Source organism: Haloarcula sp. KBTZ06, from assembly GCF_048595605.1.
Classification (GTDB): Archaea; Halobacteriota; Halobacteria; order Halobacteriales; family Haloarculaceae; genus Haloarcula; species Haloarcula hispanica.
Genome location: NZ_CP184337.1, coordinates 934,279 through 959,101, shown reverse-complemented (window position 1 = coordinate 959,101; position 24,823 = coordinate 934,279). Strand labels below are relative to the sequence as shown.

Annotated in this window: 23 protein-coding genes and 1 tRNA gene; 16 read left to right on the top strand and 8 right to left on the bottom strand. The window is 63.6% G+C overall.

All coding sequences use genetic code 11. The annotated features are described in order from the left end of the window. Positions 1–191: 191 nt before the first annotated feature. The 5 genes from hisC to ACNO8S_RS05100 all read left to right on the top strand — a co-directional run bounded on the left by hisC (position 192) and on the right by ACNO8S_RS05100 (position 4,385). Positions 192–1,274 carry a histidinol-phosphate transaminase gene (hisC, locus tag ACNO8S_RS05120; protein ID WP_050037811.1) on the top strand — a complete coding sequence of 361 codons (1,083 nt, stop codon included), beginning with the start codon at positions 192–194 and terminating at the stop codon, positions 1,272–1,274. Continuing rightward, positions 1,271–1,777, top strand: coding sequence for an adenylate kinase family protein (locus ACNO8S_RS05115; protein ID WP_050037810.1), 507 nt, complete (start codon positions 1,271–1,273; stop codon positions 1,775–1,777). The genes hisC and ACNO8S_RS05115 overlap by 4 nt, the downstream gene beginning before the upstream one ends. Continuing rightward, positions 1,774–2,382, top strand: a complete 609-nt coding sequence (locus tag ACNO8S_RS05110; RefSeq protein WP_129755051.1) for a CDP-alcohol phosphatidyltransferase family protein — start codon at positions 1,774–1,776, stop codon at positions 2,380–2,382. Before ACNO8S_RS05115 ends, ACNO8S_RS05110 begins: the two co-directional genes overlap by 4 nt. Before the next feature lie 163 nt (positions 2,383–2,545). Further along, positions 2,546–3,787, top strand: a complete 1,242-nt coding sequence (locus ACNO8S_RS05105) for an RNA-guided endonuclease InsQ/TnpB family protein (protein WP_050037808.1) — start codon at positions 2,546–2,548, stop codon at positions 3,785–3,787. 67 nt (positions 3,788–3,854) lie between these two features. Then, positions 3,855–4,385: a multiprotein bridging factor aMBF1 gene (locus tag ACNO8S_RS05100; protein ID WP_023843198.1), complete on the top strand. Its 531-nt coding sequence runs from the start codon at positions 3,855–3,857 to the stop codon at positions 4,383–4,385. Between the two features lies 1 nt (position 4,386). On the opposite strand, the gene ACNO8S_RS05095 is transcribed toward ACNO8S_RS05100, so the two are convergent. After that, positions 4,387–4,992, bottom strand: coding sequence for a response regulator (locus tag ACNO8S_RS05095; protein WP_023843197.1), 606 nt, complete (start codon positions 4,990–4,992; stop codon positions 4,387–4,389). Between the two features lie 98 nt (positions 4,993–5,090). On the opposite strand from ACNO8S_RS05095, the gene tpiA reads away from it, so the two are divergent. Next, positions 5,091–5,738 (top strand): triose-phosphate isomerase, encoded by a 648-nt coding sequence (gene tpiA, locus ACNO8S_RS05090; RefSeq protein WP_004515640.1) that lies wholly within the window; start codon positions 5,091–5,093, stop codon positions 5,736–5,738. Between the two features lie 27 nt (positions 5,739–5,765). On the opposite strand, the gene ACNO8S_RS05085 is transcribed toward tpiA, so the two are convergent. After that, positions 5,766–7,703, bottom strand: coding sequence for a helicase HerA domain-containing protein (locus ACNO8S_RS05085; protein ID WP_146417388.1), 1,938 nt, complete (start codon positions 7,701–7,703; stop codon positions 5,766–5,768). A 169-nt stretch (positions 7,704–7,872) separates the two neighbouring features. Further along, the gene (gene bluB, locus ACNO8S_RS05080) at positions 7,873–8,544 is read right to left on the bottom strand and encodes a 5,6-dimethylbenzimidazole synthase (protein ID WP_014040001.1); all 672 of its coding nucleotides are present in this window, start codon (positions 8,542–8,544) and stop codon (positions 7,873–7,875) included. A gap of 169 nt (positions 8,545–8,713) precedes the next feature. On the opposite strand from bluB, the gene ACNO8S_RS05075 reads away from it, so the two are divergent. Then, on the top strand, positions 8,714–9,061 hold the full coding sequence (locus ACNO8S_RS05075) for a hypothetical protein (protein ID WP_044952195.1): 348 nt from the start codon (positions 8,714–8,716) through the stop codon (positions 9,059–9,061). Here the strand turns inward: ACNO8S_RS05075 and dinB are convergent, their stop codons facing one another. Then, positions 9,062–10,411: a DNA polymerase IV gene (gene dinB / locus ACNO8S_RS05070; protein ID WP_014039999.1), complete on the bottom strand. Its 1,350-nt coding sequence runs from the start codon at positions 10,409–10,411 to the stop codon at positions 9,062–9,064. 394 nt (positions 10,412–10,805) lie between these two features. Between dinB and ACNO8S_RS05065 the strand changes: the two genes are divergently transcribed. Then, positions 10,806–11,120: a hypothetical protein gene (locus ACNO8S_RS05065; protein ID WP_014039998.1), complete on the top strand. Its 315-nt coding sequence runs from the start codon at positions 10,806–10,808 to the stop codon at positions 11,118–11,120. A 202-nt stretch (positions 11,121–11,322) separates the two neighbouring features. On the opposite strand, the gene ACNO8S_RS05060 is transcribed toward ACNO8S_RS05065, so the two are convergent. The 3 genes from ACNO8S_RS05060 to ACNO8S_RS05050 all read right to left on the bottom strand — a co-directional run bounded on the left by ACNO8S_RS05060 (position 11,323) and on the right by ACNO8S_RS05050 (position 13,282). Continuing rightward, positions 11,323–11,393 (bottom strand) — tRNA-Gly (locus ACNO8S_RS05060). A gap of 146 nt (positions 11,394–11,539) precedes the next feature. Beyond that, positions 11,540–12,229, bottom strand: a complete 690-nt coding sequence (locus tag ACNO8S_RS05055; protein ID WP_420182586.1) for a class I SAM-dependent methyltransferase — start codon at positions 12,227–12,229, stop codon at positions 11,540–11,542. A gap of 12 nt (positions 12,230–12,241) precedes the next feature. Further along, the gene (locus ACNO8S_RS05050; protein WP_151103186.1) at positions 12,242–13,282 is read right to left on the bottom strand and encodes a tyrosine--tRNA ligase; all 1,041 of its coding nucleotides are present in this window, start codon (positions 13,280–13,282) and stop codon (positions 12,242–12,244) included. A 104-nt stretch (positions 13,283–13,386) separates the two neighbouring features. Here ACNO8S_RS05050 and ACNO8S_RS05045 point away from each other — a divergent pair, with 104 nt between their 5' ends. From ACNO8S_RS05045 to ACNO8S_RS05030, 4 genes are all read left to right on the top strand, one after another. Further along, positions 13,387–15,612 carry an AAA domain-containing protein gene (locus ACNO8S_RS05045; RefSeq protein ID WP_420182585.1) on the top strand — a complete coding sequence of 742 codons (2,226 nt, stop codon included), beginning with the start codon at positions 13,387–13,389 and terminating at the stop codon, positions 15,610–15,612. Between the two features lie 58 nt (positions 15,613–15,670). After that, positions 15,671–16,105: a hypothetical protein gene (locus ACNO8S_RS05040; RefSeq protein ID WP_420182584.1), complete on the top strand. Its 435-nt coding sequence runs from the start codon at positions 15,671–15,673 to the stop codon at positions 16,103–16,105. A 68-nt stretch (positions 16,106–16,173) separates the two neighbouring features. After that, a complete protein-coding gene (gene asd / locus ACNO8S_RS05035; protein WP_420182583.1) occupies positions 16,174–17,211 on the top strand; it encodes an aspartate-semialdehyde dehydrogenase in 1,038 nt (345 codons plus the stop codon). Between the two features lie 92 nt (positions 17,212–17,303). Next, positions 17,304–17,684: a hypothetical protein gene (locus tag ACNO8S_RS05030; protein WP_191449687.1), complete on the top strand. Its 381-nt coding sequence runs from the start codon at positions 17,304–17,306 to the stop codon at positions 17,682–17,684. On the opposite strand, the gene ACNO8S_RS05025 is transcribed toward ACNO8S_RS05030, so the two are convergent. Beyond that, entirely contained in the window at positions 17,685–18,638 is a 954-nt protein-coding gene (locus ACNO8S_RS05025) for a D-2-hydroxyacid dehydrogenase (protein WP_420182582.1), read from the bottom strand. A 216-nt stretch (positions 18,639–18,854) separates the two neighbouring features. On the opposite strand from ACNO8S_RS05025, the gene ACNO8S_RS05020 reads away from it, so the two are divergent. The 4 genes from ACNO8S_RS05020 (at position 18,855) to ACNO8S_RS05005 (ending at position 24,767) form a co-directional block, all read left to right on the top strand. Continuing rightward, a complete protein-coding gene (locus ACNO8S_RS05020) occupies positions 18,855–19,376 on the top strand; it encodes a response regulator transcription factor (protein WP_023843195.1) in 522 nt (173 codons plus the stop codon). Between the two features lie 96 nt (positions 19,377–19,472). Continuing rightward, positions 19,473–20,831 carry an NAD(P)/FAD-dependent oxidoreductase gene (locus ACNO8S_RS05015; RefSeq protein ID WP_420182581.1) on the top strand — a complete coding sequence of 453 codons (1,359 nt, stop codon included), beginning with the start codon at positions 19,473–19,475 and terminating at the stop codon, positions 20,829–20,831. 717 nt (positions 20,832–21,548) lie between these two features. Then, complete coding sequence (locus ACNO8S_RS05010) at positions 21,549–22,661, top strand: TAXI family TRAP transporter solute-binding subunit (RefSeq protein WP_420182580.1); 1,113 nt, start codon at positions 21,549–21,551, stop codon at positions 22,659–22,661. Between the two features lie 45 nt (positions 22,662–22,706). Beyond that, positions 22,707–24,767 (top strand): TRAP transporter permease, encoded by a 2,061-nt coding sequence (locus ACNO8S_RS05005; protein WP_420182579.1) that lies wholly within the window; start codon positions 22,707–22,709, stop codon positions 24,765–24,767. The last annotated feature ends 56 nt before the right edge of the window (positions 24,768–24,823 follow it).

Sequence of the window (24,823 nt, the reverse complement as noted above, 5' to 3'; positions counted from 1 at the left end):
GGTGGATCACCGTAACGCTCATTACCACTGACTGACAGGGCTTCGGTGGGGAGCGTGCTATTCCGTGCCTTACCCGTCCTCGACGGGTTTCACACGGGAGCCCACCAGCGTATTTCTACGGGTCTGGCTGGGGAGCCACGGCCACGCCCGATGTGAGCACGCTTAAGCCGCCCCGTCCGTTTTGCACAGCCATGGAACCACGGGACCTCTCCGCTCACACTGTCTATCGGGCAGGTCGCGGTATCGAGGAGGTCGCCCGGGAACTCGGTCTCGACCCGGGCGACATGGTGAAGCTAGCGTCGAACGAGAACATGTACGGGCCAAGTCCGGACGCCGTCGAAGCGATTCGCGGGTCGGCCGAGCGGATGCACTCCTATCCGAAGGCTTCCCACGCCGACCTCGTCGACGAACTGGCGGCCATGTGGGACGTGACGCCCGAACAGGTGTGGCTGAGCAACGGCGGCGACGGCGCGCTGGACTGCCTCGCCCGAGCCATGCTCGACCCCGGGCAGGACGTGCTCGTCCCGTCGCCGGGCTTCGCGTACTACGCGATGAGCGCCCGCTATCACCACGGCGAGGTCAACGAGTACACGCTCTCGAAGGCCGACGACTTCGCCCAGACCGCCGACACCGTCCTGAAAGATTACGACGGCGAGCGAATCGTCTACCTCACCAGTCCGCACAACCCGACTGGCGCGGAGTTTTCGACCGACGCGGTCCGGACGATTGCCGAGGAGACCGACGAACAGACCCTCGTCGTCGTGGACGAGGCCTACGGGGAGTTCTCCGACCGGCCGAGCAAGCGGCCGTTACTCGACGACCGTGACGACGTCGCGCTCCTGCGTACGTTCTCGAAGGCCTACGGGCTCGCGGGCGTTCGCCTCGGCTACGCGGTGGTCCCCGAGGAATGGGCCGACGCCTACGCACGTATCAACACGCCGTTTTCGGCCAGCGAACTCGCCTGTCGCGCCGGGCTGGCGGCGCTTGACGACGACGACCACGTCGAGCGCTCCGTCGACACCGCCGCGTGGGCTCGGGAGTACCTCTCCGAGGAACTCGACTCGCCGACCTGGGACAGCGCCGGGAACTTCATTCTCGCGGAGGTCGGCGACGCGTCGGCCGTCGCGGACGCCGCCCAGGAGCGGGGCGTCATCATCCGCGATTGCTCCTCGTTCGGGCTGCCCGAGTGTATCCGCATCACCTGCGGGACACGCGAAGACACGGAGCGCGCCGTCTCGGTACTGAACGAAGTCATCGAGGTGGTCGAGGCGTGAGAGTCGCTGTCACCGGGACGCCGGGCACGGGCAAGACCACGGCGACGGAGCGCCTCGACACTGACCTCGACGTTCTACACCTCAACGACGTCATCAAAGAGGAGGGGTTCTCGACGGGCATCGACGAGGACCGCGGGAGCCTCGTCGCGGACCTGGACAAATTGTCCGAGTGGCTCGACGGCCGCGACGACGTGCTGTTCGAATCCCACCTCGCGCATCATTTCGCCGCCGACCGGGTGATTGTGCTGCGATCCCACCCTGAAACCATCGTCGAGCGGCTTCGTGAGCGCGGCGACGACGATTCGAAGGCCTACGAGAACGCGGAGTCGGAAGCGCTCGATGTCATTCTCGGGGAAGCCGTCGAAGAGCACGGCATGGAATCGGTGTGCGAAATCGAGACGACGGACCGGGACCCCGACGCGGTGGCGAGCGAAATCCGGGCCGTCGTGGACGGCGAGCGCGAGCCCAGTGCGGGCACCGTCTCCTACATCGACTGGCTATGACGCTCGATAAGTTCCGCCCGCTGGCCGACCGCGCGCTCGGCCCGTTCGTCAGCGCCGCCAAGGTCGCTGGGCTCTCCCCGAACGGCGTCAGCGTCATCGCGTTCCTGCTGGCCCTCGGAGCGGGCGGGGTGTACGCCGTCGCGGCGCGGGAACCCCTGCTGTATCTCGGTGGAGCTGTCCTCGTCTTCCTGAACGGCTGGCTCGACCTCGTGGACGGCGCGCTTGCACGGGAGCTGAACGTCGCGTCCTCGGGCGGTGACCTGCTGGATCACGTCCTCGACCGCTACGCCGACATCGGTATTATCGTCGGCCTCGCCGCCGGCGTGAGCCAGTGGGAACTGGGCATCGCCGCCGTCACCGGCGTTCTGATGACCTCCTACCTCGGGACGCAGGCACAGGCGGTCGGCCTCGACCGCGTGTACGGCGGCCTGCTCGGCCGCGCCGACCGGCTTGCGCTCGTCGGCGTTGTCACGGGCGTCGCGGCGTTCGTCCCGACCACGCTGACCGGTCTGACGCTGGTCGGCTGGCTGCTGGTCGTGTTCGCCGTCGTCGGCCACGTCACCGCCGCCCAGCGGTTCTATCACGCGATGCGGGCGCTCGACTGAACATCGGCTCAGCAATTGACGGACCGGCATCCCGCTGAGAACGACCAGTGCACTATTTATACTGATCAGCGTGGCGAATCCCCCGACACACCATGAACGGGGATGAAGCCGAAACTCCATGTCACAAACCATTAAATAAACATGTCGACAATCAAGGATAGCGATGGAACACAGTTACCGCTACCGTGCCTATCCGACAGAAGGGGTAGCGGACGAACTGGAACATCAGGTAGATATTCATCGCCAACTATACAACCACGTCCGATGGGACTACACGAACAGCCCCGTGGATGCTAAGCCGAGTGAGTTCGACCAGAACAACAAACTCCCTGAGTGGAAGCAAAAATGGCCAGTGTTCGCGGAAACGTATTCGAAAGCCGCGCAAGCTACCGTTGCCCGCTTCCACCGAAACCTCTCGAACCTTCGTAAACAAAAAGAGAACGGGCACACCGTTGGTCGTCTCAAACGGCAAGCACCTACCGATTACCGGAGCGTGACGTACAACCAGTCTGGTTTCGACCTCGATGAAAAGAGGGGCCAAGACGGGTTTGCGTACGTTCGCTTCAGCAAAGTCGGATGGGTCAAAATACGGTACTCCCGTCCAATCCCTGCTGATTCCTCAATAAAGGAAGCCACGTTCAAGAAAGAGACTACCGGTGAGTGGTTCGTTTCCTTTGGGTTGGAAATCGACGACGCTAACTTGCCCGAGAAGCCCGATGTGGACTCACTCAACCCGAGCAACAGCGTGGGTATTGACCTCGGCATCTTGAACTACATCCATACCAGCGACGGGAAGACCGTGGATTGGCTCGACCTCGAAGGCGAATACGAACGACTCCGACGTGCGCACCGCAAACTCTCGCGGAAAGAACATGGGTCGAACAACTACGAGAATCAGCGAGTCGAAGTGGCGAAGGCCAAACGCGACATCCACCGGAAAGTACTGGACTACCAGCACAAAATAACGACGTGGCTCGTCAAGGAGTACGATGCCGTGTTTGTGGAGGACTTGAACGTTCAGAGTATGCTTCGAGCGGATGGAAACGGTCGGAACAAGCAGGATGCGGCGTGGCGACAGTTTATCACTTTGCTTGAATACAAGGGCGATGTGTACGGTACGCACGTTGTGCAGGTCGAAGCGGCAGGGACGACAAAAGAATGTGCGGTGTGTGGTGTGGAGTCATCGAAGTCCATCTGGGTCCGGGAACACTCCTGTCCATCATGTGGGTTTGAGACAGATAGGGATGCGAATGCAGCGATGAACGTCTTGCAAAGGGGGTTTTCTGAACTAGGGCTGGGATGGCCCGAATCAACGCCTGTGGAGACTGTGACCGCTACGGACACCGCTGATCTTCAGCGAATGTCTGCAAGTCACGTCATCGAAACAGGAAGCCTGTCTACGTGAGAACAGGATTCCCCGCGCCAGCGTGCGCAGGGCAACATTCAAACCGCGCCCCGTCCAAGCCGTCGGTATGGTTCAGTGCGAGATGTGCGGGACGGAGGTTTCGTCTCCGAACCGCGTCAAAATCGAGGGAGCCGAACTCGACGTCTGTGACGAGTGTACCGACTTCGGCACGGAGGTCAAAACGGAGGAGACGTCGTCTACGTCGACGAAGTACTCGACGTCGTCCTCCTCGTCATCGTCGTCGAGTTCGTCCTCCTCGTCGAGTTCCTCGGGTGGTGGCGGGTCCGGTGGCCGCCGTCGAGATATGTTCGACGAGATGGACGAGATCGCACAGGATTACCACGACCGGATCCGCAAGGGCCGGGAGTCCCAGGGACTCAGCCAGGAGGAACTCGCCAAGCAACTCAACGAGAAGGCGAGCCTGATCCGGAAGCTCGAACAGGGTAACTCCCTGCCCAGCGACGACGTCCAGAAGAAACTCGAAAGCGCGCTCGAGATCTCCCTGAGCGCCGGCGGCAGCGCCGACGAGACGGAGTGGTCCGGCGGCAGCAGCGACGGCGAGTACACGCTCGGCGACGTCGTGAAGCGGAAGGACTAGGTTACAACTGGAGGTCGTCTTTCTCTACGTCGAGTTCGTCTGCGAGCGACTCGACGTTCGACGAGATACGCTCGATCTCGTCCTGAAGTTCCTGATACCGGTCGCTGTCCTGCAGTTCCCGGTCGGTCTTCTCGACGCGGAGGACGTTGCGCTTGAGCTTTTTCGACGTGAGTGTCCGGAGTCTGTCGTTGTACTCCCGGATCTTGTACAGTCGGTCGACAACCTCTTGGAGGTCGTCGCGAGTAACGGGTTTGACGAGGTAGTCGTCGACGCGCATCTCGATGATGTCGAAGTCGGGGTCGATAGCGGTGACCATCGCGACGCGGCATCGAAGGCCTTTTTCCTCGATCTGTGCGAGCACTTCGTTGCCGGAGACGACCGGCATCCGGCGGTCGAGCAGCACCACGTCGATGTCGGGCGACAGCAGTTCCAGTCCTTCCTCGCCGCTGTAGGCCGTCTGAACGTGATACTGGTCGGATAAATAATCGGTGTACAGATCGGCCAGATGCTGCTCGTCTTCAACTATCAGAACGGTCGGTGTGTCGTCATCCCCTGCTGTCACGGCTTGTCTCGTTTCTTGTCTCGGCCGAAGCGTAATAATTGTCATCCCCGAGCGGTGGACCGAGATGGAACGACGGCGCAGTAGTAGGCACGCCAAACGGCGGCTTCGCAACCTATTTCCCGACAGCAGCCGGTGCGTTTCGTATGTTCGTCCTTGTCAATCTGAAGGCGTACCCGTGTGACCCAGTCGAAGTAGCGACCGCCGCCGCTGACGTCAGCGACGACTCCGGCGTTCGCGTCGCAGTCGCGCCACAGGCCGCACAGATCGGCGCTGTCGCGGAGACCGGCGTCGAGACGTGGGCCCAGCACGTCAGCGCCGTCGAGCACGGCAGCCACACCGGTAGTACACTCGCCGAGGCCGCCGCGGACGCCGGGGCCGTCGGGACCCTCCTGAACCACTCCGAGAACCGACTCAAGCTCGCGGACATCGATGGTGCGCTCGACGCCGCCGACCGCGCGGACCTCGAAACCATCGTCTGTGCGAACAACCCCGCACAGATCGGCGCGGCCGCCGCGCTCGACCCCGACGGCGTCGCCGTCGAGCCGCCGGAACTCATCGGCACCGGCACGCCCGTCAGCAAGGCCGACCCGGACATCGTGACCGGCGCGGTCGACGCCGCCGCCCGCGTCAACGGCGACGTGGACGTGCTCTGTGGTGCGGGGATCTCGACCGGCGAAGACCTCGTCTCCGCGAGCGACCTCGGCGCGACCGGCGTCCTGCTGGCAAGCGGCGTCGCGAAGGCCGACGACCCGCGGGCGGCGCTCGAGGACCTCGTCGAACCGTTGCTGTAAAACAGCCGTTATCGCGGTACTACCTTTTCAGTCGCCGCTGCCGTCCAGAAACGCCGATTCGAGTCGGGAGACGACCGACTCTACCTCATCGTCGTCGAGTCGGCGGTCGCTCTCTTCTCGAACCAGCGCCGCGAGCCGGGAATCGTACTTCCCGCGGCCGACGTGTTCGACCAGTTCGCGGAGTCGGAGTTCCCTGTTTCGCGCGTAGGCCGCCGTCCGGTCGCCGGAGCCGCCAGCCGAGAAGTGGGCGTTCAGCGGCGTTCCAGGGCCCTGCTCGCGGTAGTACGCGAGCATTCGGCGGGTCTTTCGGTCTAACTCCTCGATGTCGGCTCGCAAGTCGCCGTAGACGGCGGGCCCCTCGGAGTCGGATGTGGACTCGTCTTCAGCGGACCCAGTTGCCCCGTTCGACTCCTCGGCTTCGACGGCTTCGGCGATGGCTGCTCTCAGGTCCTCGTCATCAGCCTCAGTAGCGCCGTCCGATTCGGTGTGGTCGTTCGCTGGCACGGCTACCGCACCGGTGTCCGCGCTGGCCCCGTTCGTCGCCGCAGCAGCGTTGTCGGCGTGACCGTTCGACACCGGTTCGGCGTCCGCAGTGCTGGCATTCGTCGCTGAGTCATCGCTGGTGCTGCCGTTCATCGCTGCTCCGGCGTCCGCACTGCTACCGTTCGTCTCCGCACCGTCACTGGCGCTGCCGCCGTTCATCGCGGCCCCGTCCTCGGCAAAGGCACTGAACGCGTCGCCGAACCCGCCGCCGGACGTGGCGTCGGCCGTCTCGTCCGGTTCCGGAGACTGCTCGTCGGGACTGTCAGTGTCCGCCTCACTGTTGGTGTCTGCGTCGCCGTCCGACGTGGGTTGCTCGGCGAACCGTTCGCGCTGGCGGCGCATCTCCTCCTGTGCCGTCCGGCCGGGGTTGTAGTCGTCGGCCTGGTTCAGCATCGCCTCGGTGAACTGCTCGGCCATCCGCGAGAGGTCCCGGGCATCCTGCAGTTCCGCTTCCAGTTCGGCGATGCGGGAGTTCTTCTTGTCCAGTTCCTCGCGGAGTTCCTTGATGCGGTTCTCCGTCGCCTGCTGTTCCTCGCTGATGGTCTCGAGTTCGGAGACGAGGTCGTCGCTGACGGACTTGAGTTCCGGGCGCTCGAAGTCGTCGAGGCCGGGCGTCGCGCCGGCGTCGAACGTCTGTTTGCGGTGGAACTGGACCCGGCTGACCTGCTCGGCCCAGTCGTTCATCATGAACGCTTCCCCGTCGTCCAGGTCTTCGACGGCGTCGGCGTACTTGTTGTCGAGGATACGCCCGACCACTTTCGTGTCGTTGTTCCAGGTCAGGCGGTGCCAGACGAGCCAGTCACACTGGGTGATGTAGTCTTTCTTCACGTCGGCCGGGCGCTGGCTGATGCCGACGATTCCCAGTCCGTGTTTCCGGCCACGCTTCCCGATCTTGATGAGCATCTTCCCGACCTCGCCCATCGACCCCTTTTCTGGCATCCACTCGTGGCACTCCTCGACGAGCATCAGGAACGGCTGTTTCTGCTTTTTCGCCTTCGCGAACAGTTGCTTGGCGACCTCGGTCAGTAGCGTCTCTGCCTCCTCCTCGTCGAGGAACGACGAGATATCCAGAATGATAGGGACGTTCTGTTCCAGCGCCAGCGAGGCGATCTTGCCGGCGTGGTCTTCCGTGACCTGAATGTCGCACTCCTCGTCACCGCCGACGTGGAGGATCTCGTACTCCTCTTTCAGGCCGTAGTACTCGCCGTCGATATCGACGATGAGCAGACCGAACCCGTTGTCCAGCAGCTTCTCGGCGATGACACTCGCCGTGTTGGATTTCCCTGACCCGCTCTTGCCGGTGATGAATCCCCGGCCGGTCAGCAGTTCCACTACCGGGAGATTGACGGTCTCGCCCGGCTCCCCGGTCCCACCCGGCCCTGCGCTCGTCGTCGCGACAGTTATCTGTTCGGTCTCTGCCATGCGTTTCTGTCACGAATGAGACGCGCAGGCCCCATAACTCTCCGTCAGACGCCCATCAGCTGTGGAACAGGTCTGGACGCAGCAAGCAGTTCGAAGCCAGTCCGAGGTTTCGCTCGCTCGGGCTTCAAATTCTCGTGTGCTACCGACGGGGCTTCGGTTACCGACGCCGCTATGACTTCGTTTCGGGCGTCCGACTGGGGTCCCACTCGTCGTAATGGACCAGTTCCGTTCTGTCGATGCGATTACGCCAGCCTTCCCGTTGCAGTACCGGTTCAGCAGGGAAGCCGTCTTCGGGGTAGCCGACACAGAGGTAGGCCACAGGCTGAACGTGGTGTGGAATGTTCAGCACCGCACGGAGTTCGTGGGGATACAGAAACGAGACCCAGCCGACACCGATGCCCTCGGCACGGGCAGCGAGCCAGAGGTTCTGTACGGCGAGACACGTCGAATAGACGTCCATTCGCCGCATCGTGTTCCGGCCGAGAACGTGTGGCGCAGCGCGAGTGGGGTCACAGGTAACACAGATATTCACCGGGGCATCGGTTATCCCCTCCAGTTTCAACTGGCCGAAATCCGATTTGCGCGGCTCCTCGTAGCCTTCGCGTGCGGCGGCTATCGCCCGTTCGGCAATCGCTGCGACCGCTGATTTCGTCTGCTCGTCCTCGATCACGACGAAATCCCACGGTTGCGAGAACCCGACGCTGGGCGCGTTGTGTGCAGCATCAAGGACCCGTGTCAGTACGTCCTCGGGAACGGAGTCCGCGGCAAATCGTCTAATGTCCCGTCGCGAGTAGATGGACTTGTAGACCGCCTCGCGGTCGCGTGGTCCGAACTCGACCATATCTTCCCTGACAAACGACAGTTGTAAACCGGTTGTGCTGACCGACAGTGTCCCGGGTACGACGGGATGCGAACGCGAAACGGACCGTGAGCGGTGCCAGTCAGCCCGAGACGGGGTAACGGCTATTGTGGTGGGACACCTTGACACACTCGTTCGGCTGGGGCTGTCCATGGACAGGTACGAGACGTTCGTCGAGGACGGAACGGTGTACGTCGGGAGTGACGACGGTCCACTCGAAGTGGCACCGCTCGAAGACATCGTCGCGGCTGCCGGCGGCCCGGCCTGGACGATCACCTACTCCGAGGCAGAGAAAGAGCGCTACGCCGGGATGGACACCAGCGACGAAGGACTGGTGGTCGACGTAGTCGATATGTTACACGCGATGACCCACAGCCAGCGGTTCGTCGACACGCTGGCCGCGCATCCGACAGCAGTCCCAGCAGACGACACTATTTCTCCGCGAGCCGGTCTGTTCGTCGGGAAATTGCTGGAGAATCTGGAACACGGTGTCGCCTAACTAGAAATCCGCGAGCGTGGTCTGGCCGGGCGGGAGTGAAATGTGAGTGTCAGCGGGGCCTCCATCTTCGTCCATCGTATCTCCGGCAGCCTCGCTCTCACCGAACGTTCCGAGACCGACCTGTCCTTCCTCGTCCTGTTCTTTAGCCGTCTCCGAGCTGTTGTCGGCGACGGAGCTATCGGTCGTCTCCTCGGTTCCGGAGCCACCGCCGAACCCGTCCAGATTGGCCTGCTCGCCGGCCGAGAAATCAAGGTTCGAGACGCGGACACCGACCTTCCGAACCGGGTCGTCGTCGAACTCGCCGAGCAGGTCGAGCGCGACGCGCCTGACAAGGTCGGGCTCCTCGACCGGGCCGGGGAGCGACCGGGCACGCGTGTTCACGTCGAACGGCGGCGTCACGACCTTGATGCCGATGGTCTGGTAGCGCGCGCCCTTTCGCTGTGCACGGTCGGCGACAGCGTCGGCGAGGGTGCGAACCTGCCGACACTTGGCCTCCATCTCGGCCGTCGCTTCGGTGAACGCGGACTCCCGCGAGAGGCTCTTGGGGTCGCCTTTCGGTGTCACCGACCGCTCGTCCTCGCCGCGGGCGTAGCGGCGTATCTCGCGGCCGCGCTCGCCGAAGCGCTCGGCAAGCAGTTCCGGGTCAGCGGCCGCCAGATCGCCCGCGGTTTCGATATCGAGCGAGGCGAGTTCCCTGGCGGTGACCGGGCCGACGCCGTGGACGTCCTCGACGGGGAGGTCATCGAAGAACTCTCGGACAGCCCCGGGTTCGACGACGATTAGGCCGTCCGGCTTGTCGCGGTCGCTGGCCACCTTCGCGGCGCTCATCGTCGGCGCGACGCCGACGCTCGCCGCCACGCCCACCTCCGATTCGATGGTGTCTTTCAGGTCTTGTGCCCACGACTCGACGGTCTCCCAGGAGACCTGTTCGGTCACATCCAGATACGCCTCGTCGATGCTCACCTCGCGGACGACGGCCGCTTCTGCATGGAGGATGTCCCGGACATCCGCGGCGACGGACTCGTAGAAGTCCATCTCGACCGGGCGGTAGAACCCAGCATCCTCGACATCGAGGGCCGGGTCGTCGACAGCGTCGACCTTCCGTGGGAGCCGTTCCAGCGCCTCAGAGATCGCCATCGCCGACTCGACACCGTACGCCCGGGCCTCGTAGCTCGCTGTCGCGACGGCCCCGTGGGTCGCGCCGTTCTCGTAGCCCATCCCCACGACGAGCGGCTCGCCTCTGAGTGCCGGCTCCCGCCGCTGTTCGCAGGCGGCGTAGAAACAGTCCATGTCGACGTGCGCGACTATTTGCTCGGGTCCGCTAGTTCCAGGGAGCCGCGCGGCGTCCATATCCGACGCTACACGTACTGGCAGAAAACCCCACCGGCCCTCGCCGGCCCTATCAGGTCAACGTTTGGACTACTGTATCGAAACCACCTCGAAAAACGGGAGCAGGGAAAGTGGTGGGGGTGGGGGTGAGGTGTCAGCTGCTCCGTCTGCCGTTAGTTTCAAAGCGATACGTGGCCGGTGGAGTGGCCAGTCTCCACCGGCGATGATCGTCCGCCGATGCCAATCCCGGATGGTACGACGGTCGTTCCCGCCGGGAGCGTAGGAAGCTCCATGTTAACAAAAGTCATGATAATACTTCAATGTTGGCCGAAGTTATGTCTGCCTCACACTTTGAGGTCCCCCGGCCGCGCCCCGCTCGAAACGCTTTCAGTCCTCTCCCCACGACTGCGACGTAATGACCGAACTGACTGACTCACTGCCGGACAGACCGCTCTCGACGAGCGAAATCTCTGCCCTCGAAGCCCAGCACGACGACTACGGGTTCGCGCCAGTCGGGTTCTTCCCCGACCTCGACGTGGTGGCCGCGTTCGTCGTCATCATCGACGGCGACCGCGGCTACAGCCTCGGCTACGACCGCGACGGCGACGGCTGGGTCGTCGTCGAGTCCTTCGAGGACGGCGAGGACTTCGCCGGCGTCACCGACCGCCTGCAGGAATGGATGGGCGACGACTGGCAAGAGTTCGAGCAGGCTGCGGTCGAACCGGAGTGACGGCGTCAGTTGGCTTCAAAGGCGGCTGAGAGACCTCGGCGACGTCCAAAACGTCTGATAACGCCGGCTGGCCGTTTTTGTTGCTGTAGAATGTGGTCGCCGGGATTTGAACTCGACTGCAAATCCTCGCTGTCGGTCGGATTTCCGTAGTTCAAATCACTCTGTACAGCATTTGCTGTTCGCGGTTTTGCTCACAGCAAAATGCGGCGACCGGGATTTGAACCCGGGCCATGAGCTTGGAAGGCTCAGGTCCTACCACTAGACCACCGCCGCGCATCGCTTCGCGTCTTCGTTCACGCGCGGCGTCGTTCGCAAATCCGTTGGATTTGCTCACCACCGCCGCTCACTCGTGCGGGCACAGACCAGATGGACTGTGTTTCGCCCGAGTGCGAACGTACACATCCATAGATGGAAGGCAATTAAGTGCGTTTCCCTTCTGGCTCGACGACCCCGTAACAGTTGCCGCTTGACAGCTCCATCGAGACGAGCCGGAGGTCGCTGTCGGCGACATCGCGCTCGAACTCGGCCGGCGCGTAGATGTGGTAGAACCGCGGGACCGTCTCGCCGCCGGGGAGCGTCCAGTCGACGGTCGTGTCAAAGCCCTCGTCCGCGTCGGGGTCGGCGTCGAAGCGGTCGTGGGCCGTACTCCACGCGCTGACGAGTGCCCGAGCGCCCGGTGCGAGGACGCGGGCCAGTTCGTCCAGACTGGCGCGGCGGGCGGCCTGCGACGGGAGGTGATGCAGCGTCGCGACGTACACCGCGAGGTCAACGGACCCGGCTGTGAGCGGGAGCCGGGTCGCATCGCCCTGCAGCAGCGCAACGCTGTCGCCGACGCGGTCGGTCGCCGCCCGCAGGAGCGCGCGGCTGGCGTCGAGCCCGACGACGCGGTCAGCGACCCCGGCGAGCAGTTCCGCGTGGCGGCCGTTGCCGCAGCCGACATCGAGCGCCGTCTCGACACTGCCGCACTCGTCGACGAACGACTGGACCTCCGGCCAGGCGTACTCGCGGGTCTTCGAGAAGTGATCGCCGATGTCCTCGTATGTCCGGCGGACGGCGGCCCGCGATGGCTCCCCGTCAGCATCGCCGGCAGCAGTGTCACGAGACGGCATCGGTCGACCGCGTTACTCCGCGCCGTACTTTTCGGGGTAGGCCTCGGCGAGTAGCTCGTCCTCGTCGGCCAGTCGCTCCCGAACCGGGTCGATAACGTCCGAGATCGCGCTGGCGGCCGACGGCTTCAGGTCGGCGGGGTGGAGTTCGCCGCTGACGAAGTCTGCCTCGACCTCGTCGTAGCTCTCGTAGGTGAGGTCCCCGCCGTACTCCTCGGGGCGCTCGACGACGAAGGACTCGCCGCGGACATCCAGCACCGGGAAGACGAGGTGGTTGAGGTACTCCAGCACTCCGTTCTCCTCAACCTCGCCGGCCGGGCAGTATGCCTGATTGATTTTCTCGTCGACCTCGTCCGGGCTGTCGGTGAGGTTGACCTTCGACGCCTCATCAGAGGCGCTCATCTTGCCGCCGGACAGGCCCGACAACAGCGGGGCAAACAGGCAAATCGGCGACTCGCCGCCGTGGTTCGGGAGGATTTCGCGCGAGAGCATGTAGATGCCGCGCTGGTCGACGCCGCCGTAGGCGATGTCGGCGTCCAGCGCCTTCACGTCAAGCGTCTGCATCAGCGGGTAGATGAGTCCGCCGAGGTTCGGGCTCTCAGATTCGCGGACGACCTCGCTGGCCGCGCGCTGGGTCCGCGAGATAGTCGTTTCGGCGGCCATCCGGTACATCTCGAGCGTGTACTCCTCGTCGAGCTGGAAGTCGGTCCCGCGGACGAAGGTCACGTCTTCGGGGTCCGCGCCGGCTGCTTCAATCATGCCCTCGATGGCCGTCTCGTAGTAGGCCGAGCGGGCGTCAAGTAGGTCGAACGGCGATTTGTTGTCGTCAAGATGGGCGTGCAGGTCCGCGATGAGGACCGTCACGTCGACGCCGGCCCGCAGGAAGTCCGCGAGCTTTCGCATCGTCGTGAAGTGGCCGATGTGCATCTCGCCGGTCGGCGCGTAGCCGATGTACGCCGACGGGTCGCTCTCCTCGAACAGCGTTCGCAGTTCGTCCTCGGTGACGACCTCTGTGGTGTGTTGCGTCACCAGATCGAGTCGCTCGGCGGTATCCATACCGATGTGTGGCCGGTCCGGCGATTAAAACGTTCCTGTCCGGTGTGACGGGCTGTCGAGGTGGGCCGTACTGTTTTACGACAGCGGGGCACAATCGGGGGTAGATGTCGCTCCTGTTCGACCACGTCATCGGGTCCTTCGACCTCGACGACGCCACGCTGTGTGTCCCCGATGACGACGCCCTCGACGACCGCGGCGATGTCATCCCCGCACGGCCCGTCGCCGAGTTCGCGGGCCATCACGACGGACTCGCCCATCCCAAGGAGGACTGGGTCTGCATCCCGCTACACGAACCGGACTCGGCGCGGGTCACCGACGAGTTCGTCGCTTTCACCGAGCACTCCCTCCACGGCGGCATATTCGTCTTCGAGCGCGACGGCGAGCGCGACTTCGTCGACGCGGACGACTTCGGAGCCACGGGGCTGGCCGACCGGATCCGCTTCTGGCACTCCGACTACGTCCCGGAGACGTACCCACCCTCCTACGACTCGCCAGTAGACGACAGCGAACCGGCCCGAAATCCGATCCCGTCTGCAGAGTTACTCGACGGCTTGCGTTCCCACGTTGAGCGCGAACGCGAGGCGACTCGCCGGCAAAACCGAGAGCGCGCCGAGCGGCGCTCACCTGACAGGGTGTACGAGGCCGGTGGCGACGCAGTGCCCGAACTCCATGCGCGGGGCCGAGACGACGGCACATACCGGTTCCACGTCGACCCGCCCGCGGATGTCGCCGCCAGGCAGGACGGCGACTGGGCGTTTGTCGTGGAGTCGGTGTTTGGCATCCACGAGGGAAATGAGGTGCTGGTTCACGACGTGGACGGGACCCGAGAGAACGGCCCGTTCCCGGTGCCGGCGACAGTCGAGCGTATCCGCGGCCGGTCGGTCTGGGTCGCGGTGAACTGGGCCGAGGTCGACGGTGCGACGGCGCTCGAAAGCGCGCTCACCGACAGTGACGCCACATACGGGCTCACAGCATTGCTCAATCCCGTTCCGTTCGACCGCGAACGAGACGCAGTCGAAGCCCTATCCGACCACCGCTTCCGGGACGTGCTCGCCGGCGACCGGCCGATAACCTTCTCGAACGGCGCGGCCGCCCGGAGCGACCAGTTCGACGCGGAACTGAATCAGGAGCAGCAACTGGCCGTCGAGCACGCGCTCCTTGCCGACGACCTGTTCTGTATTCACGGCCCGCCGGGGACCGGAAAGACGCGGACGCTGGTCGAAATCGTCCGACGGGCCGCACAGGCTGGTGAGGACGTGCTAGTGTGTGCCGACTCGAACCAGGCCGTCGACAACCTCGTGGCGGGGTCGTCGACGGACGACACGGCGGACCCGCAGTCGCTGCACGCGTACGGCCAGCACGGCGACGGCGACTACACCCTCGACCGCGTGAACGCGGGCCAGTCGTCGAACGGCGTCGTCCGGCGGGCCTACGGCGACGTACCCGGGCGGGCCGACGTGGTAGCGGTGACGAACAACAGCGCCGCCACGCTCGCCCGGGAGTTCGATCTGGTCGTGCTCGACGAGGCGACGCAGTCGACCTGTGCGGCGTCGTGTATCCCGCTGGTCCGGGCCGACCGCGCCGTGCTCGCCGGCGACCACCGACAGCTCCCGCCCTACAGCGCGAGCGACGAACCGCCGGCGTCGAGCTACGGCCACTCGCTGTTCGAGCATCTCTACGCTGACGGCGGCGTCTACGATGGTGTCGGCCTCCAGCTCCAGACCCAGTACCGGATGCACCGGGACATCGCGTACTTCCCGAACCGGCGGTTCTACGACCGAACGCTGCGGAACGGGCGGGCCGTCGACCCGCTTCCCGACCAGCCGGCAATCGAGGGGTACAACGTCGGCGGCCGGGTCGAGACCGTCGGGCACTCCAAGTCCAATCCCACCGAAGCCCGCCTTGTCGCGCATCTCGTTGAGGACCTGCTGTCGGACGTGCCGGCCAACGAAATCGGCGTCATCACACCGTACAGCGCACAAGTGTCTCGCATTCGTGAAACACTCATGGAGCGTACTGACGATGCGGACAGCGTCACCGTCGACACTATCGACTCGTTCCAGGGCGGTGAACGAACGGCCATCGTCCTCTCGCTCGTCCGGAGCAACGCAGACGGGAACGTCGGGTTCCTCGGGCGACCGGTCGACGGCCCCCGGCGGTTGAACGTCGCGCTCACGCGGGCGAAGCGCTACTGCGCGGTCGTCGCCGACTGGCACACGCTCCGCTACGACGCCGACGGGAAGTGCACGGACCTCTACAGCGACCTGTATCAGTTCGTCTCGAACACTGACCGCCTGAACGACGTGGACCCCGAGTTCATTCCGGTATAGCCGGCCAGCTACGGTCCGACTGCGATGGGTCCAAATACGTCCGACCCAACTGTCTCACATGTACACGGGGAAAACGGAGAAGGCCTGCTGTCTGTGCGGGAATCCCGACACGAAGACCCGTCTGGACCTGCCGCCGCGCGCGGTCCCACTGCTCAAGCACGCCGACCCCATCGCCTGGCAGGACATCGTCGGCGAGGTGTCAATCTACTTCTGTGACTCCGACTGGGAGACGGTACGTGACCTCGTGCTAGAGACCGGGATGAGCCCGCTATCCCGGTGTAACGCCGCTCGCGCTTCCTTCGACCTCCGGGAAGACTTCGAAGCGCTGCTGAACGACATCCGGGACGAGCCGGACCACACGGAGATCGAATCGGAGATGCGCGCCGAGGCCGAGGAGACGCTGGCGAACCGCGACGACCCCTACGTCGAAGAGCGGGACCTCGTGGAGGCTCGCGTCATCGAGTGGGTCTTCGAGGACACCGAGGTCGAGTAATCCTACGAAGGCAGCGGTATCGCTCCGTATCCAAACTGTTTTGACCACCCATAGCCGTGTGTCAAGCGATGACTGTACGCGTAGGTGTGCTCGGTGCGACTGGCGCAGTCGGGCAGCGACTTATCCAACTGCTCGACCCCCACCCCGAGTTCGAAATCGCAGCACTGACGGCCAGCGACGCAAGCGTTGGCGAGACATACAAGGACGCCGCCAAGTGGCGTGTCGACTCCCCGATTCCCGAGGACGTGGCTGGGTTAGAAGTCCGCGCCACCGACCCGGATTCGGTACCCGACGACGTCGATCTCATCTTCTCCTCGCTCCCGTCGAGCGTCGGCGCGGAGGTCGAACCGGAGTTCTGCGAGGCCGGCTACACCGTCTCCTCGAACTCCTCGAACGGCCGGATGGACGAGGACGTGCCGCTCATCATCCCAGAGGTCAACGCCGACCACGTCGACCTCCTCGAAGTCCAGCGCGACGAACGTGGCTGGGACGGCGCGCTCCTGAAGAACCCGAACTGCTCGACGATTACGATGGTCCCGCCGCTGGCCACCCTCGACCGAGAGTTCGACCTGACCGACGTACGTGTCTCGACGCTTCAGGCCGTCTCCGGCGCGGGCTACTCCGGCGTCTCGTCGATGGAGATCATCGACAACGCCATCCCGCACATCGGCGGCGAAGAGCAGAAGATGGAGACCGAATCGCGCAAGCTCCTGGGTTCGTTCGACGGCGCGGAGGTCCACCGCAACGAGATGGACGTGGCCGCCTCCTGTAACCGCATCCCGACGCTCGACGGCCACCTCGAAAACGTCTGGGCCGACACCGCGGAGGACATCTCCACGGCCGACGCCGAGGCCGCGATGGAGTCGGCTACCGGTATCGACCTGCCGTCCTCGCCGGAGAAACTCATCACGGTGTTCGAGGAACCGGACCGCCCACAGCCCCGCCTTGACCGCAACGTTGAGGACGGCATGGGCGTCGCAGTCGGTGGGTTCCGCGAGACGACCGACGGCGTCCAGTTCAACTGCCTCGCACACAACACGATGCGCGGTGCCGCAGGCGCGAGCGTGCTGAACGGCGAACTGCTCAAGAAGCGCGGCTATCTGTAACGGTCACGGTCGCCGAGTGCCGTTCTTCCGAGTCGCACGAGAACTGCTAGTCAGTCCGATATTTTTTCACGACCAGACGCGACTTCTGGCGTATGGTCCCACGTGATACGAAGCTTCAGATCGGGGTGGTGAGCGCTGTTGTCCTCGTCTGGGCGCTCCTGTTCCGGGCGGTTCCGCTCGGCCCTGTCGCCTCGGTCGTGCTCGTCGCAGCTACGTACTTCGCCGTTCTGGCTGGCACACACCTGTATCTCGCGCTGGCAGGTGATAGCGAGACGCTTCCGGTCGCGGCCCGCTGGCGGTACATTGGGCTCGCGGCGGTAGTGGCCGTAGTCGAACTGCTGCAGGGTACCGTCGGGAGCACTAGCCTCGGGAGCGTTACAGTCGCGCACCTACTCGGCGGCGTGTTCGGTGTGACCGTTGTCTCGTATCTGGTGTACGAAGCCCGCGCCGGATATCTCGCCAGCCGGCAGTGACTACAGTTCGATCTGGTTCCTGAGCCCGTCCCACTCGCCGGTTCGCTCTGCCCGCTGGACGTTCTCGGCGACGATATCGGCCAGCCGCTCGTAGTAGCTCGGCGTGTGGCCGGCGTTGTGGGGCGTGATGAGGACGTTCTCGAAGTCCCACAGCGGGTGGTCGCCGGGCAGCGGTTCGGGGTCGGTCACGTCCAGCGCCGCGCCGCCGATGTGGTTGCGCTGGAGCGCAGTAACCAGCGCATCGGTGTCGACGACCGGGCCGCGGGCGACGTTGGTGAGCACCGCGCTGGGAGGCATCGTCTCGAACACCTCCTCGTCGATGAGGTGGCGCGTCTCGTCGGTGAGTGGGCAGGCGAGTCCGATGTACTCCGTGTCAGTGACCGCCTCGTGAATCTCGTCGAAGCCGTACACCTCGTCGGTCGGGCCGCCCTTTTCCGGCGAGTAGCGGACGCCGACGGTCTCCACGTCGAACCCCTGCACACGGTCGACGATGGCCTCGCCGATTTCTCCCAGCCCGACGACACAGACCCGGCTACCGGCGAAGTCGTCGGTGTGAAACGACTGCCAGACGTGGTCGCGCTGGTGGCGGCGGGCGGTGAAAAAGCCCCTAGCGAAGGCGAGCCACGACCCGACGACGTTCTCAGCGACGTTCGGACCGTGGACGCCGGAGGCCGTGGTAAGCGCGATGTCGCGGTCGGCCAGTTCCGAGAGCGGGAGGTGGTCGTATCCAGCGTATGTCCCTGCAAACAGCTTCAGCGAGTCGGCAGTATCGACCAGGTCCGGCGAGACATCGTTGCCGGTCAGAACCGTTGCGTTCGCAATCAGGTCGCGCTCGGCTTCGGGCGTCTCCGCGATGGCGATGTCCCACTCCGGCAGTCGCTCCCGGAGCGCTGCCGCGTACTGGTCGACCGGCATTCCGTGAACGTCGTATCGGGTCACGACGATGTCGGCCATTGAACCCCTCCTGTGACGTGCGGAGTCATACCGGCTGTTCCACGCGGGGGCCTCAAAACGGTGCCGGCAGTCTGGTGACCGCGCGCCGGAAGTATTGTTAGAATTTTTGTATTTAGAGAACGGAGGAATTACCAGTCTAGATTAGTAAAATTTGTACTAATAGTATACCGATATCTTAGCATATTTGTAGGATGACCAACGTAGAACTTCGAAGGAATGGGGAGACCGACGAGCGTTGCGGTGATCGATGACGATACGGACTATAGACAGCTCTACAAACTTTGGCTTCCGGAAGAATACGAGGTTATAGAGGCCGGTGACGGCCGTACAGGGTTACAGCGGATTGACGACTCAATCGATGCGGTACTGCTGGACCGGCAGATGCCGAAACTGAGCGGCGAAACGGTCGCCGAAAAGCTCCGACAGCGGTCAGTTACCCCTGCGGTCGTAATGATCAGTAGCGTCAAGCCGGACGTGGATATTCTGGACATTCCCGTCGATTCGTATCTCAGAAAGCCTGCCGACCGGGATACCCTGGTGTCGGTACTCTCGGCAGTTCAGCGCCGGTGCGAATACGAGACGGAGCGTCGGGAACTCCTGGGACTTGCCGACCGACGAGACACAGTCGCTGACGCTGTCCGAGCGACAGCGCTCGCGGAGAGCGACGCGTACAAGCGGGCCGTCGAACGGCTGGAACAACACGACGTGTCACTCGCCGACGCAGCGTCCGAACCGTAGCGCGCAGTGCATTCCAGTTCAGACACAGAGGGTCGTCAGACCGCGGATTCGATGCAAGACAATAGGTTTTAGCGGGCGCGGGACACCGTAGCGGGTATGGAACACGTAGACGTCGCCATTGTGGGTGGTGGCCCGGCCGGGTCGTCGGCGGCCGAGGCTGCAGCCGACCACGGGGCCGACGCCGTCCTTCTCGAAAAGGGGGTCCCCAGAGCCGACCGCGAGGGGGCGGGGCCGGACTCGACGGACGCCGCCGGGCTGCTCGATTACTGGTTCGACATCATGGACATTCCACGGTCGGAGTTCCCCGAGGATGTTGTGCTGAGCGAACTCGACGGGGCGAAGTTCTATGGCCCCTCAACGGAGATGACGCTCACAGAGACCGGTATCAGTTCCAGCGCCGACGGCTTCGGCATCACGTTCCACCGGGCGCGGTTCGACGACTGGCTCCGCGAACGGGCGACGGAAGCGGGCTCGGACTACCGCGTCGGCGTCAGCGTCACCGGCGTCGAGACCGACCTGAGGAGTTCGCCACGACACACCGTTCGGCTGGCCAACGGTGAAGATATCGCCGCTGAGTACGTGATCCTCGCGGATGGCCCACAGCGGACCGTCACTGGCGGGACGCTCGACCAGGTCCTCCCGGCCGGACAGACGATGGCCGACATCATGCCCTCGAACAAGGCCAACCACATCGCCTATCAGGAGCACCGACGGATGCCCGAGGAACTGTTCACGCCGGAGTTCATCGAGTTCTGGTGGGGCATCATGCCCGGCCACACGGCGTATCCGTGGATTTTCCCGAACGACGCCCCCGTCGCCCGCATCGGTCTGACGATGCCCATCGGCTTGGACATCGACGCCTACGACCGCAGCGAGTGGGGCCTGCTCAGAGAGAGCGACGACAGCATCCCACAGGGCCGGCAGTACATCGAGCGACTGCTCGAACAGGAGTTCCAGGCGTACGATCTTGAGGACTTCCCGCTCGTCGAGGACCGCGGGAAATCGAAAGGGACGGAGACGTACCCCATCTCCTCGACCCGACCGATAGAGTCCCCGGTGGGTGCCGGCATCGCCGTGGCCGGCGGGGCAATGGGGACCACCTCGGCGTTCCACGAGGGCGGCGATCACGTCGCCGTTCGCACCGGGAAGATAGCCGGTCGCCTCGCCGCGAACGACCGCCTCGAACGGTACAACGACGCCTGGCACGACGCCATCGGCGACGAAATCCTCCGGAACGTTACCTTCGCGGACATGGTCCGGGACTGGCGGCCCGGCGACTGGGACCGGGCCTTTACCACCGCCAACGACCTGATGGACGCCCGTGGCATCAAGGCCGACGCGGCGCTCCGTGGCGGCCTCAACGGCATTAAGATGGTCCTCGGGTACAAGTGGGGGAAGTTCTCCTACCGCAACGGCAAGTACGTCCAACTGCGCGAGGACGACTACGCCGTCTGAACGTCACCCTTAGGTGTGCGACCGGCGAACTGCTAGTGCGTGCCTTCAATCCCCGGCTGAGACCCGTCACCGGGACGATGACGACCCGGAGAACCCGGGCACGCGACATGACCGCGGTTCATACCGCACTTGGTCGTCTATCGACGACCCGCCAGACGGTTGCACCGTCTGGGCGTTCGGTGATTACGCCATAATCACCCGCGCTCGCGGCTACCACCGCTCGCGCAATCGGTCGCCGTATCCGGCGACCCGCCCGGCACGAGGGTTTGCCGGCTGACGTGGCACACCGCCGAGGATGATGCCGGACGTTAGTGTTCCGGGCGTACATTTCGAGTCTACTAGTGGCAACATTTGGCATAATACGGACGGACACACAGTGGCTCTGGTGTGTCATTGAGATGGATTCCTCCGTGATGACACCCTGTTAGCCGGATCTTCGGGAACCGTTGATAGTGGTATTCCCAACAGTAGGGCTGTCGAGTTGAGTCACATCTCTCAGATTTTCACAGTCTCGATAATGCGGCTGAGTGGCCACTATTTCCCGAGATTTGAAAATTTGCTCGGGGTGCGTTGTCTGTTTCCGCAGCCGATGTCTGTATGATAAAGATATTTGCAGTAACATTTAAATATAGATTGGTTGACATCATAGTTGTAGCTTAGATAATGTTCAGAAACAATCAGGATGGTTCGATTTCCGAGCGGCGTAGCTTCTTGAAAATGGTCGGTGCCGCTGGCCTTGCAGGCCTCGCTGGTTGTAGTGGAGACGGCGGTAGCGGCGCTGGTGGTGACGGGGATAGTGGCGGCGACGGCAGTGGCGGTGACGGCAGTGGTGGAGACAGCGGCGGTAGTGGCGGCAGTGGCGGCAGTACAAATTGGACAATTGGAACGTCAGGGCCGGAGACGGCGACTCACGCGTCGGGGGTAGCGATGGCACAGCTGCTCTCGGAAAAGTCCGACGACATCAGCATGAGCGCCCAGACGACCGGCGGGACCGCCGCAAACCCTCGGTTGATCGCTCAGGGAGACATCGATATCGCCCAGAGTACCGACTGGGCAGTCGCGCGCTCAAACAGCGGCGGAGACCCGTACGGGGAACCGGTCGGGAAGACGATGACGCAGGTGTTACCGTTCATGACTCTGGAGTACTACCTCGTCAGGCGGACTGACGATGCACTCGAAGGCATCGAGTCGGTGTCGGGCATTCCCCAGGACGGGTCGGTCTCGATGGCGTTCGGTCAGCGCGGCGGGACGAACTACTTCGCGGGCCTTGACGGGTTCCGACTGTCCGGGATCGACAACGTCGAGGACAAGTACGACCTCCAGTCGATGAGCTGGGGAGACCAGGGGGCACAGTTCGCTGACGGCCGTCTCGATATGATGATGGTCTACGGAGTCAGCCGTGAAGTACTGACCGGGTGGGCGCAGGAAGCCGGCGCACAGGCCGACGTCGCGGTCGTCAACTGGGAGTTCGACGAGTCAGATTTAGCCAACTCCGATCTGCCCTACACGTACATCGAAACGCCGGCCGGCCTCTGGGACGGGCAGGACATTCGAATGGACTCCATTCCGGCAGTTGGCGTCGGCTATGAAACTATCTTCCCGGCCGAGGTATCTGAGGAGTTGGGCTATGAGTTCGTCCGTACCGTCATGGAGGACATCGACGCGGTCCGTGAGGCGAGTTCAGTGCTCTCTCGCGCCGGTCCGGACTTCGCGCAGGAATTCTTACTCCCCTCGCCGAACGCACCCGTCCATCCCGGCGCTGAGAAGTATTACAAGGAGCAGGACCTCTGGAAGGACGGACTGACCACACTTGAGGAGTATGAGGGGTAACGCGAGCGACCTGTCTCTCGTCCGCCCACCCCATCAACGCCAGCCATGACGGGGGAACACACAACCGGGAGCTGGGTCGACCCGTCCCGGGTACGCATGGCCAAGTACGGGTTCCTGATAGCCTTGGGAGTCGCCTCGACGGTCTATCACCTCTGGTTCACCCAGCTGTTCCCGTTCGAACAGGACCAACACAAGATCGCCCACCTCGGATTCATGCTCGTCGGGGCGGCTGTCCTCGCGTATACCCCCGAACCCGAGACGCGCCGGGAGCGGTTCGGAAACTACGCGACGCTATTTGAGGCCGCTCTCTCGGCCGTCGTCGCCGTCTACCTCTTTACGGCCTTCAACCGCATCGTCTACGAGCAACTCGGGATATACACCGACCTCGACTTGTTCATGGGGCTGTTGATCATCCTGCTGTTGTTGGATGTCTGCAGGCGGGTTTACGGTCCGATGCTGTCGCTGGTCGGCGTAGCTGGCCTTGTCTATGCGCTGTATGGCCCGTATTTCCCGGGTATTTTGAACCACAATGGAGTTCAGGCCGAACGACTGGTGCAGGGTCTGACAGTTGAGTTCGGCAGCGGCGTCTTCGGCGTCATTGTCGAGGTTTCGGGGACGTTTATTATTATCTTCATGATCCTCGCGGGGCTGTTGGAAGCGTACGGCGCGCTGGAGTATTTCGTCCAGGTCGGAACGCTGATCGGCAAACGGGTCCGGTCCGGATTGGCGCAGATGACGACGGTCGCGAGCATGGGTATGGGGTCGGTCAACGGCAGCGCGGCCGCCAACGCGGCGACGACGGGCGCGTTTACCATCCCATTGCTCAAGCGCCACGGGCTCGACAGAGATACCGCAGCGGCCTACGAGGCGGTGGCCTCCAGCGGCGGCCAGATTATGCCACCGATCATGGGTGCAGCGGCATTCATAATGGCCGAGATCACCGGGACGAGCTACCTGAAGATTATCGTCGTCGGATTCCTGCCGGCACTCCTGTTCTACGGAACGGTCGCTATCGGTGTTCATCTGACAACCGTCAAAGAAGGGCTCACGAGCGAGATTGACGAGGAAGAACTGACCGACGTAGAGACGGTCGACAGGGATCGGAAAAACGCACTCGATAGGATCTTCGGCCGAACGACAACCGCTGTTTCCTTCGGTCAGATATCGGTTCGTAACCTGCTCGTCGAGGGGCTCGCGCTGTGGGTTCCGCTGGCCGTTCTCCTGTACGCACTGGTCGTTCTCCTGTACGATCCGCTGTACGCAGGGTTCCTCTCGATAATGTCCGCGTTCCCGGCCGCGTTCGTCCAGGGGATCTTTTTTCGCGATGGCTACGGAATCCGCGACTTCTTCGTGGACACTATGGACGGCCTGGGCCGCGGGATGGAAAACGCAGCCCCGATTGCGGTGTCGCTGGGCGTCATGAACATCTTCGTCGGTGTGTTGAACCTCACCGGGTTCACGCAGGTGTTCGCCTCCAGCCTCGTTGAACTCTCGGGAGGCGTGCTCGCGCTGTTGCTCATGTTCGCGATGATCGCGGCGCTTCTCTTTGGTCTCGGGATGCCGACCGTCGCGGCCTACATCACGGCCGTGCTGCTGATCGCACCGGCACTGACCGAGGCCGGTGTCGACCTGCTCGCCGCGCACTTCTTCGTGTTCTACTTCGCGATTCTCTCGGCGCTGACGCCGCCGGTTGCCATCGCCTGCCTCGTCACAGCCAGGGTCGCAGGCGGGAATTTCTGGCGGACCGCCGGAAAGTCGCTCGTGCTCGGGGCGCCGCTGTTTGTTCTTCCGTACATCTTCGTCGTCAACGATAGCCTGTTGTTCTGGTCGGTTCCGGCGACACCGATTACGTTCGTCGTCGTGGGAATCGGTCTCGTCGCCGCCGTGGCAGCCATTGTCAACTACTTCTCTGGCCAACTCAGGATTCCGAGTCGCGCCGGGCTACTGGTGGCTGCGGGAGCAGCGATGTTCGCTCCGCTGGCGCCGATGACCGCTGCCGTACAGACCGTCGCAACACTCACCATCTTCGCGTTGCTGTACATGGAGGTGAGATACGATTCCGGATCCGAAACCGGACAGTCCGAACAGGCCTCAGTCGACGACTGACCTGCCCGCCATAGGTCAGCCCGAGACGCTGACCGACACGGTATCGTTCCCAGATT

Coding starts and splice junctions, on each gene's coding strand:
- hisC (WP_050037811.1), top strand. CDS start 192: ATGGAACCACGGGACCTCTCCGCTCACACTGTCTATCGGGCAGGTCGC.
- ACNO8S_RS05110 (WP_129755051.1), top strand. CDS start 1,774: ATGACGCTCGATAAGTTCCGCCCGCTGGCCGACCGCGCGCTCGGCCCG.
- ACNO8S_RS05105 (WP_050037808.1), top strand. CDS start 2,546: ATGGAACACAGTTACCGCTACCGTGCCTATCCGACAGAAGGGGTAGCG.
- ACNO8S_RS05100 (WP_023843198.1), top strand. CDS start 3,855: ATGGTTCAGTGCGAGATGTGCGGGACGGAGGTTTCGTCTCCGAACCGC.
- ACNO8S_RS05095 (WP_023843197.1), bottom strand. CDS start 4,992: ATGACAATTATTACGCTTCGGCCGAGACAAGAAACGAGACAAGCCGTG.
- tpiA (WP_004515640.1), top strand. CDS start 5,091: ATGTTCGTCCTTGTCAATCTGAAGGCGTACCCGTGTGACCCAGTCGAA.
- ACNO8S_RS05085 (WP_146417388.1), bottom strand. CDS start 7,703: ATGGCAGAGACCGAACAGATAACTGTCGCGACGACGAGCGCAGGGCCG.
- bluB (WP_014040001.1), bottom strand. CDS start 8,544: ATGGTCGAGTTCGGACCACGCGACCGCGAGGCGGTCTACAAGTCCATC.
- ACNO8S_RS05075 (WP_044952195.1), top strand. CDS start 8,714: ATGGACAGGTACGAGACGTTCGTCGAGGACGGAACGGTGTACGTCGGG.
- dinB (WP_014039999.1), bottom strand. CDS start 10,411: ATGGACGCCGCGCGGCTCCCTGGAACTAGCGGACCCGAGCAAATAGTC.
- ACNO8S_RS05065 (WP_014039998.1), top strand. CDS start 10,806: ATGACCGAACTGACTGACTCACTGCCGGACAGACCGCTCTCGACGAGC.
- ACNO8S_RS05055 (WP_420182586.1), bottom strand. CDS start 12,229: ATGCCGTCTCGTGACACTGCTGCCGGCGATGCTGACGGGGAGCCATCG.
- ACNO8S_RS05050 (WP_151103186.1), bottom strand. CDS start 13,282: ATGGATACCGCCGAGCGACTCGATCTGGTGACGCAACACACCACAGAG.
- ACNO8S_RS05045 (WP_420182585.1), top strand. CDS start 13,387: ATGTCGCTCCTGTTCGACCACGTCATCGGGTCCTTCGACCTCGACGAC.
- ACNO8S_RS05040 (WP_420182584.1), top strand. CDS start 15,671: ATGTACACGGGGAAAACGGAGAAGGCCTGCTGTCTGTGCGGGAATCCC.
- asd (WP_420182583.1), top strand. CDS start 16,174: ATGACTGTACGCGTAGGTGTGCTCGGTGCGACTGGCGCAGTCGGGCAG.
- ACNO8S_RS05030 (WP_191449687.1), top strand. CDS start 17,304: ATGGTCCCACGTGATACGAAGCTTCAGATCGGGGTGGTGAGCGCTGTT.
- ACNO8S_RS05025 (WP_420182582.1), bottom strand. CDS start 18,638: ATGGCCGACATCGTCGTGACCCGATACGACGTTCACGGAATGCCGGTC.
- ACNO8S_RS05020 (WP_023843195.1), top strand. CDS start 18,855: ATGGGGAGACCGACGAGCGTTGCGGTGATCGATGACGATACGGACTAT.
- ACNO8S_RS05015 (WP_420182581.1), top strand. CDS start 19,473: ATGGAACACGTAGACGTCGCCATTGTGGGTGGTGGCCCGGCCGGGTCG.
- ACNO8S_RS05010 (WP_420182580.1), top strand. CDS start 21,549: ATGGTCGGTGCCGCTGGCCTTGCAGGCCTCGCTGGTTGTAGTGGAGAC.
- ACNO8S_RS05005 (WP_420182579.1), top strand. CDS start 22,707: ATGACGGGGGAACACACAACCGGGAGCTGGGTCGACCCGTCCCGGGTA.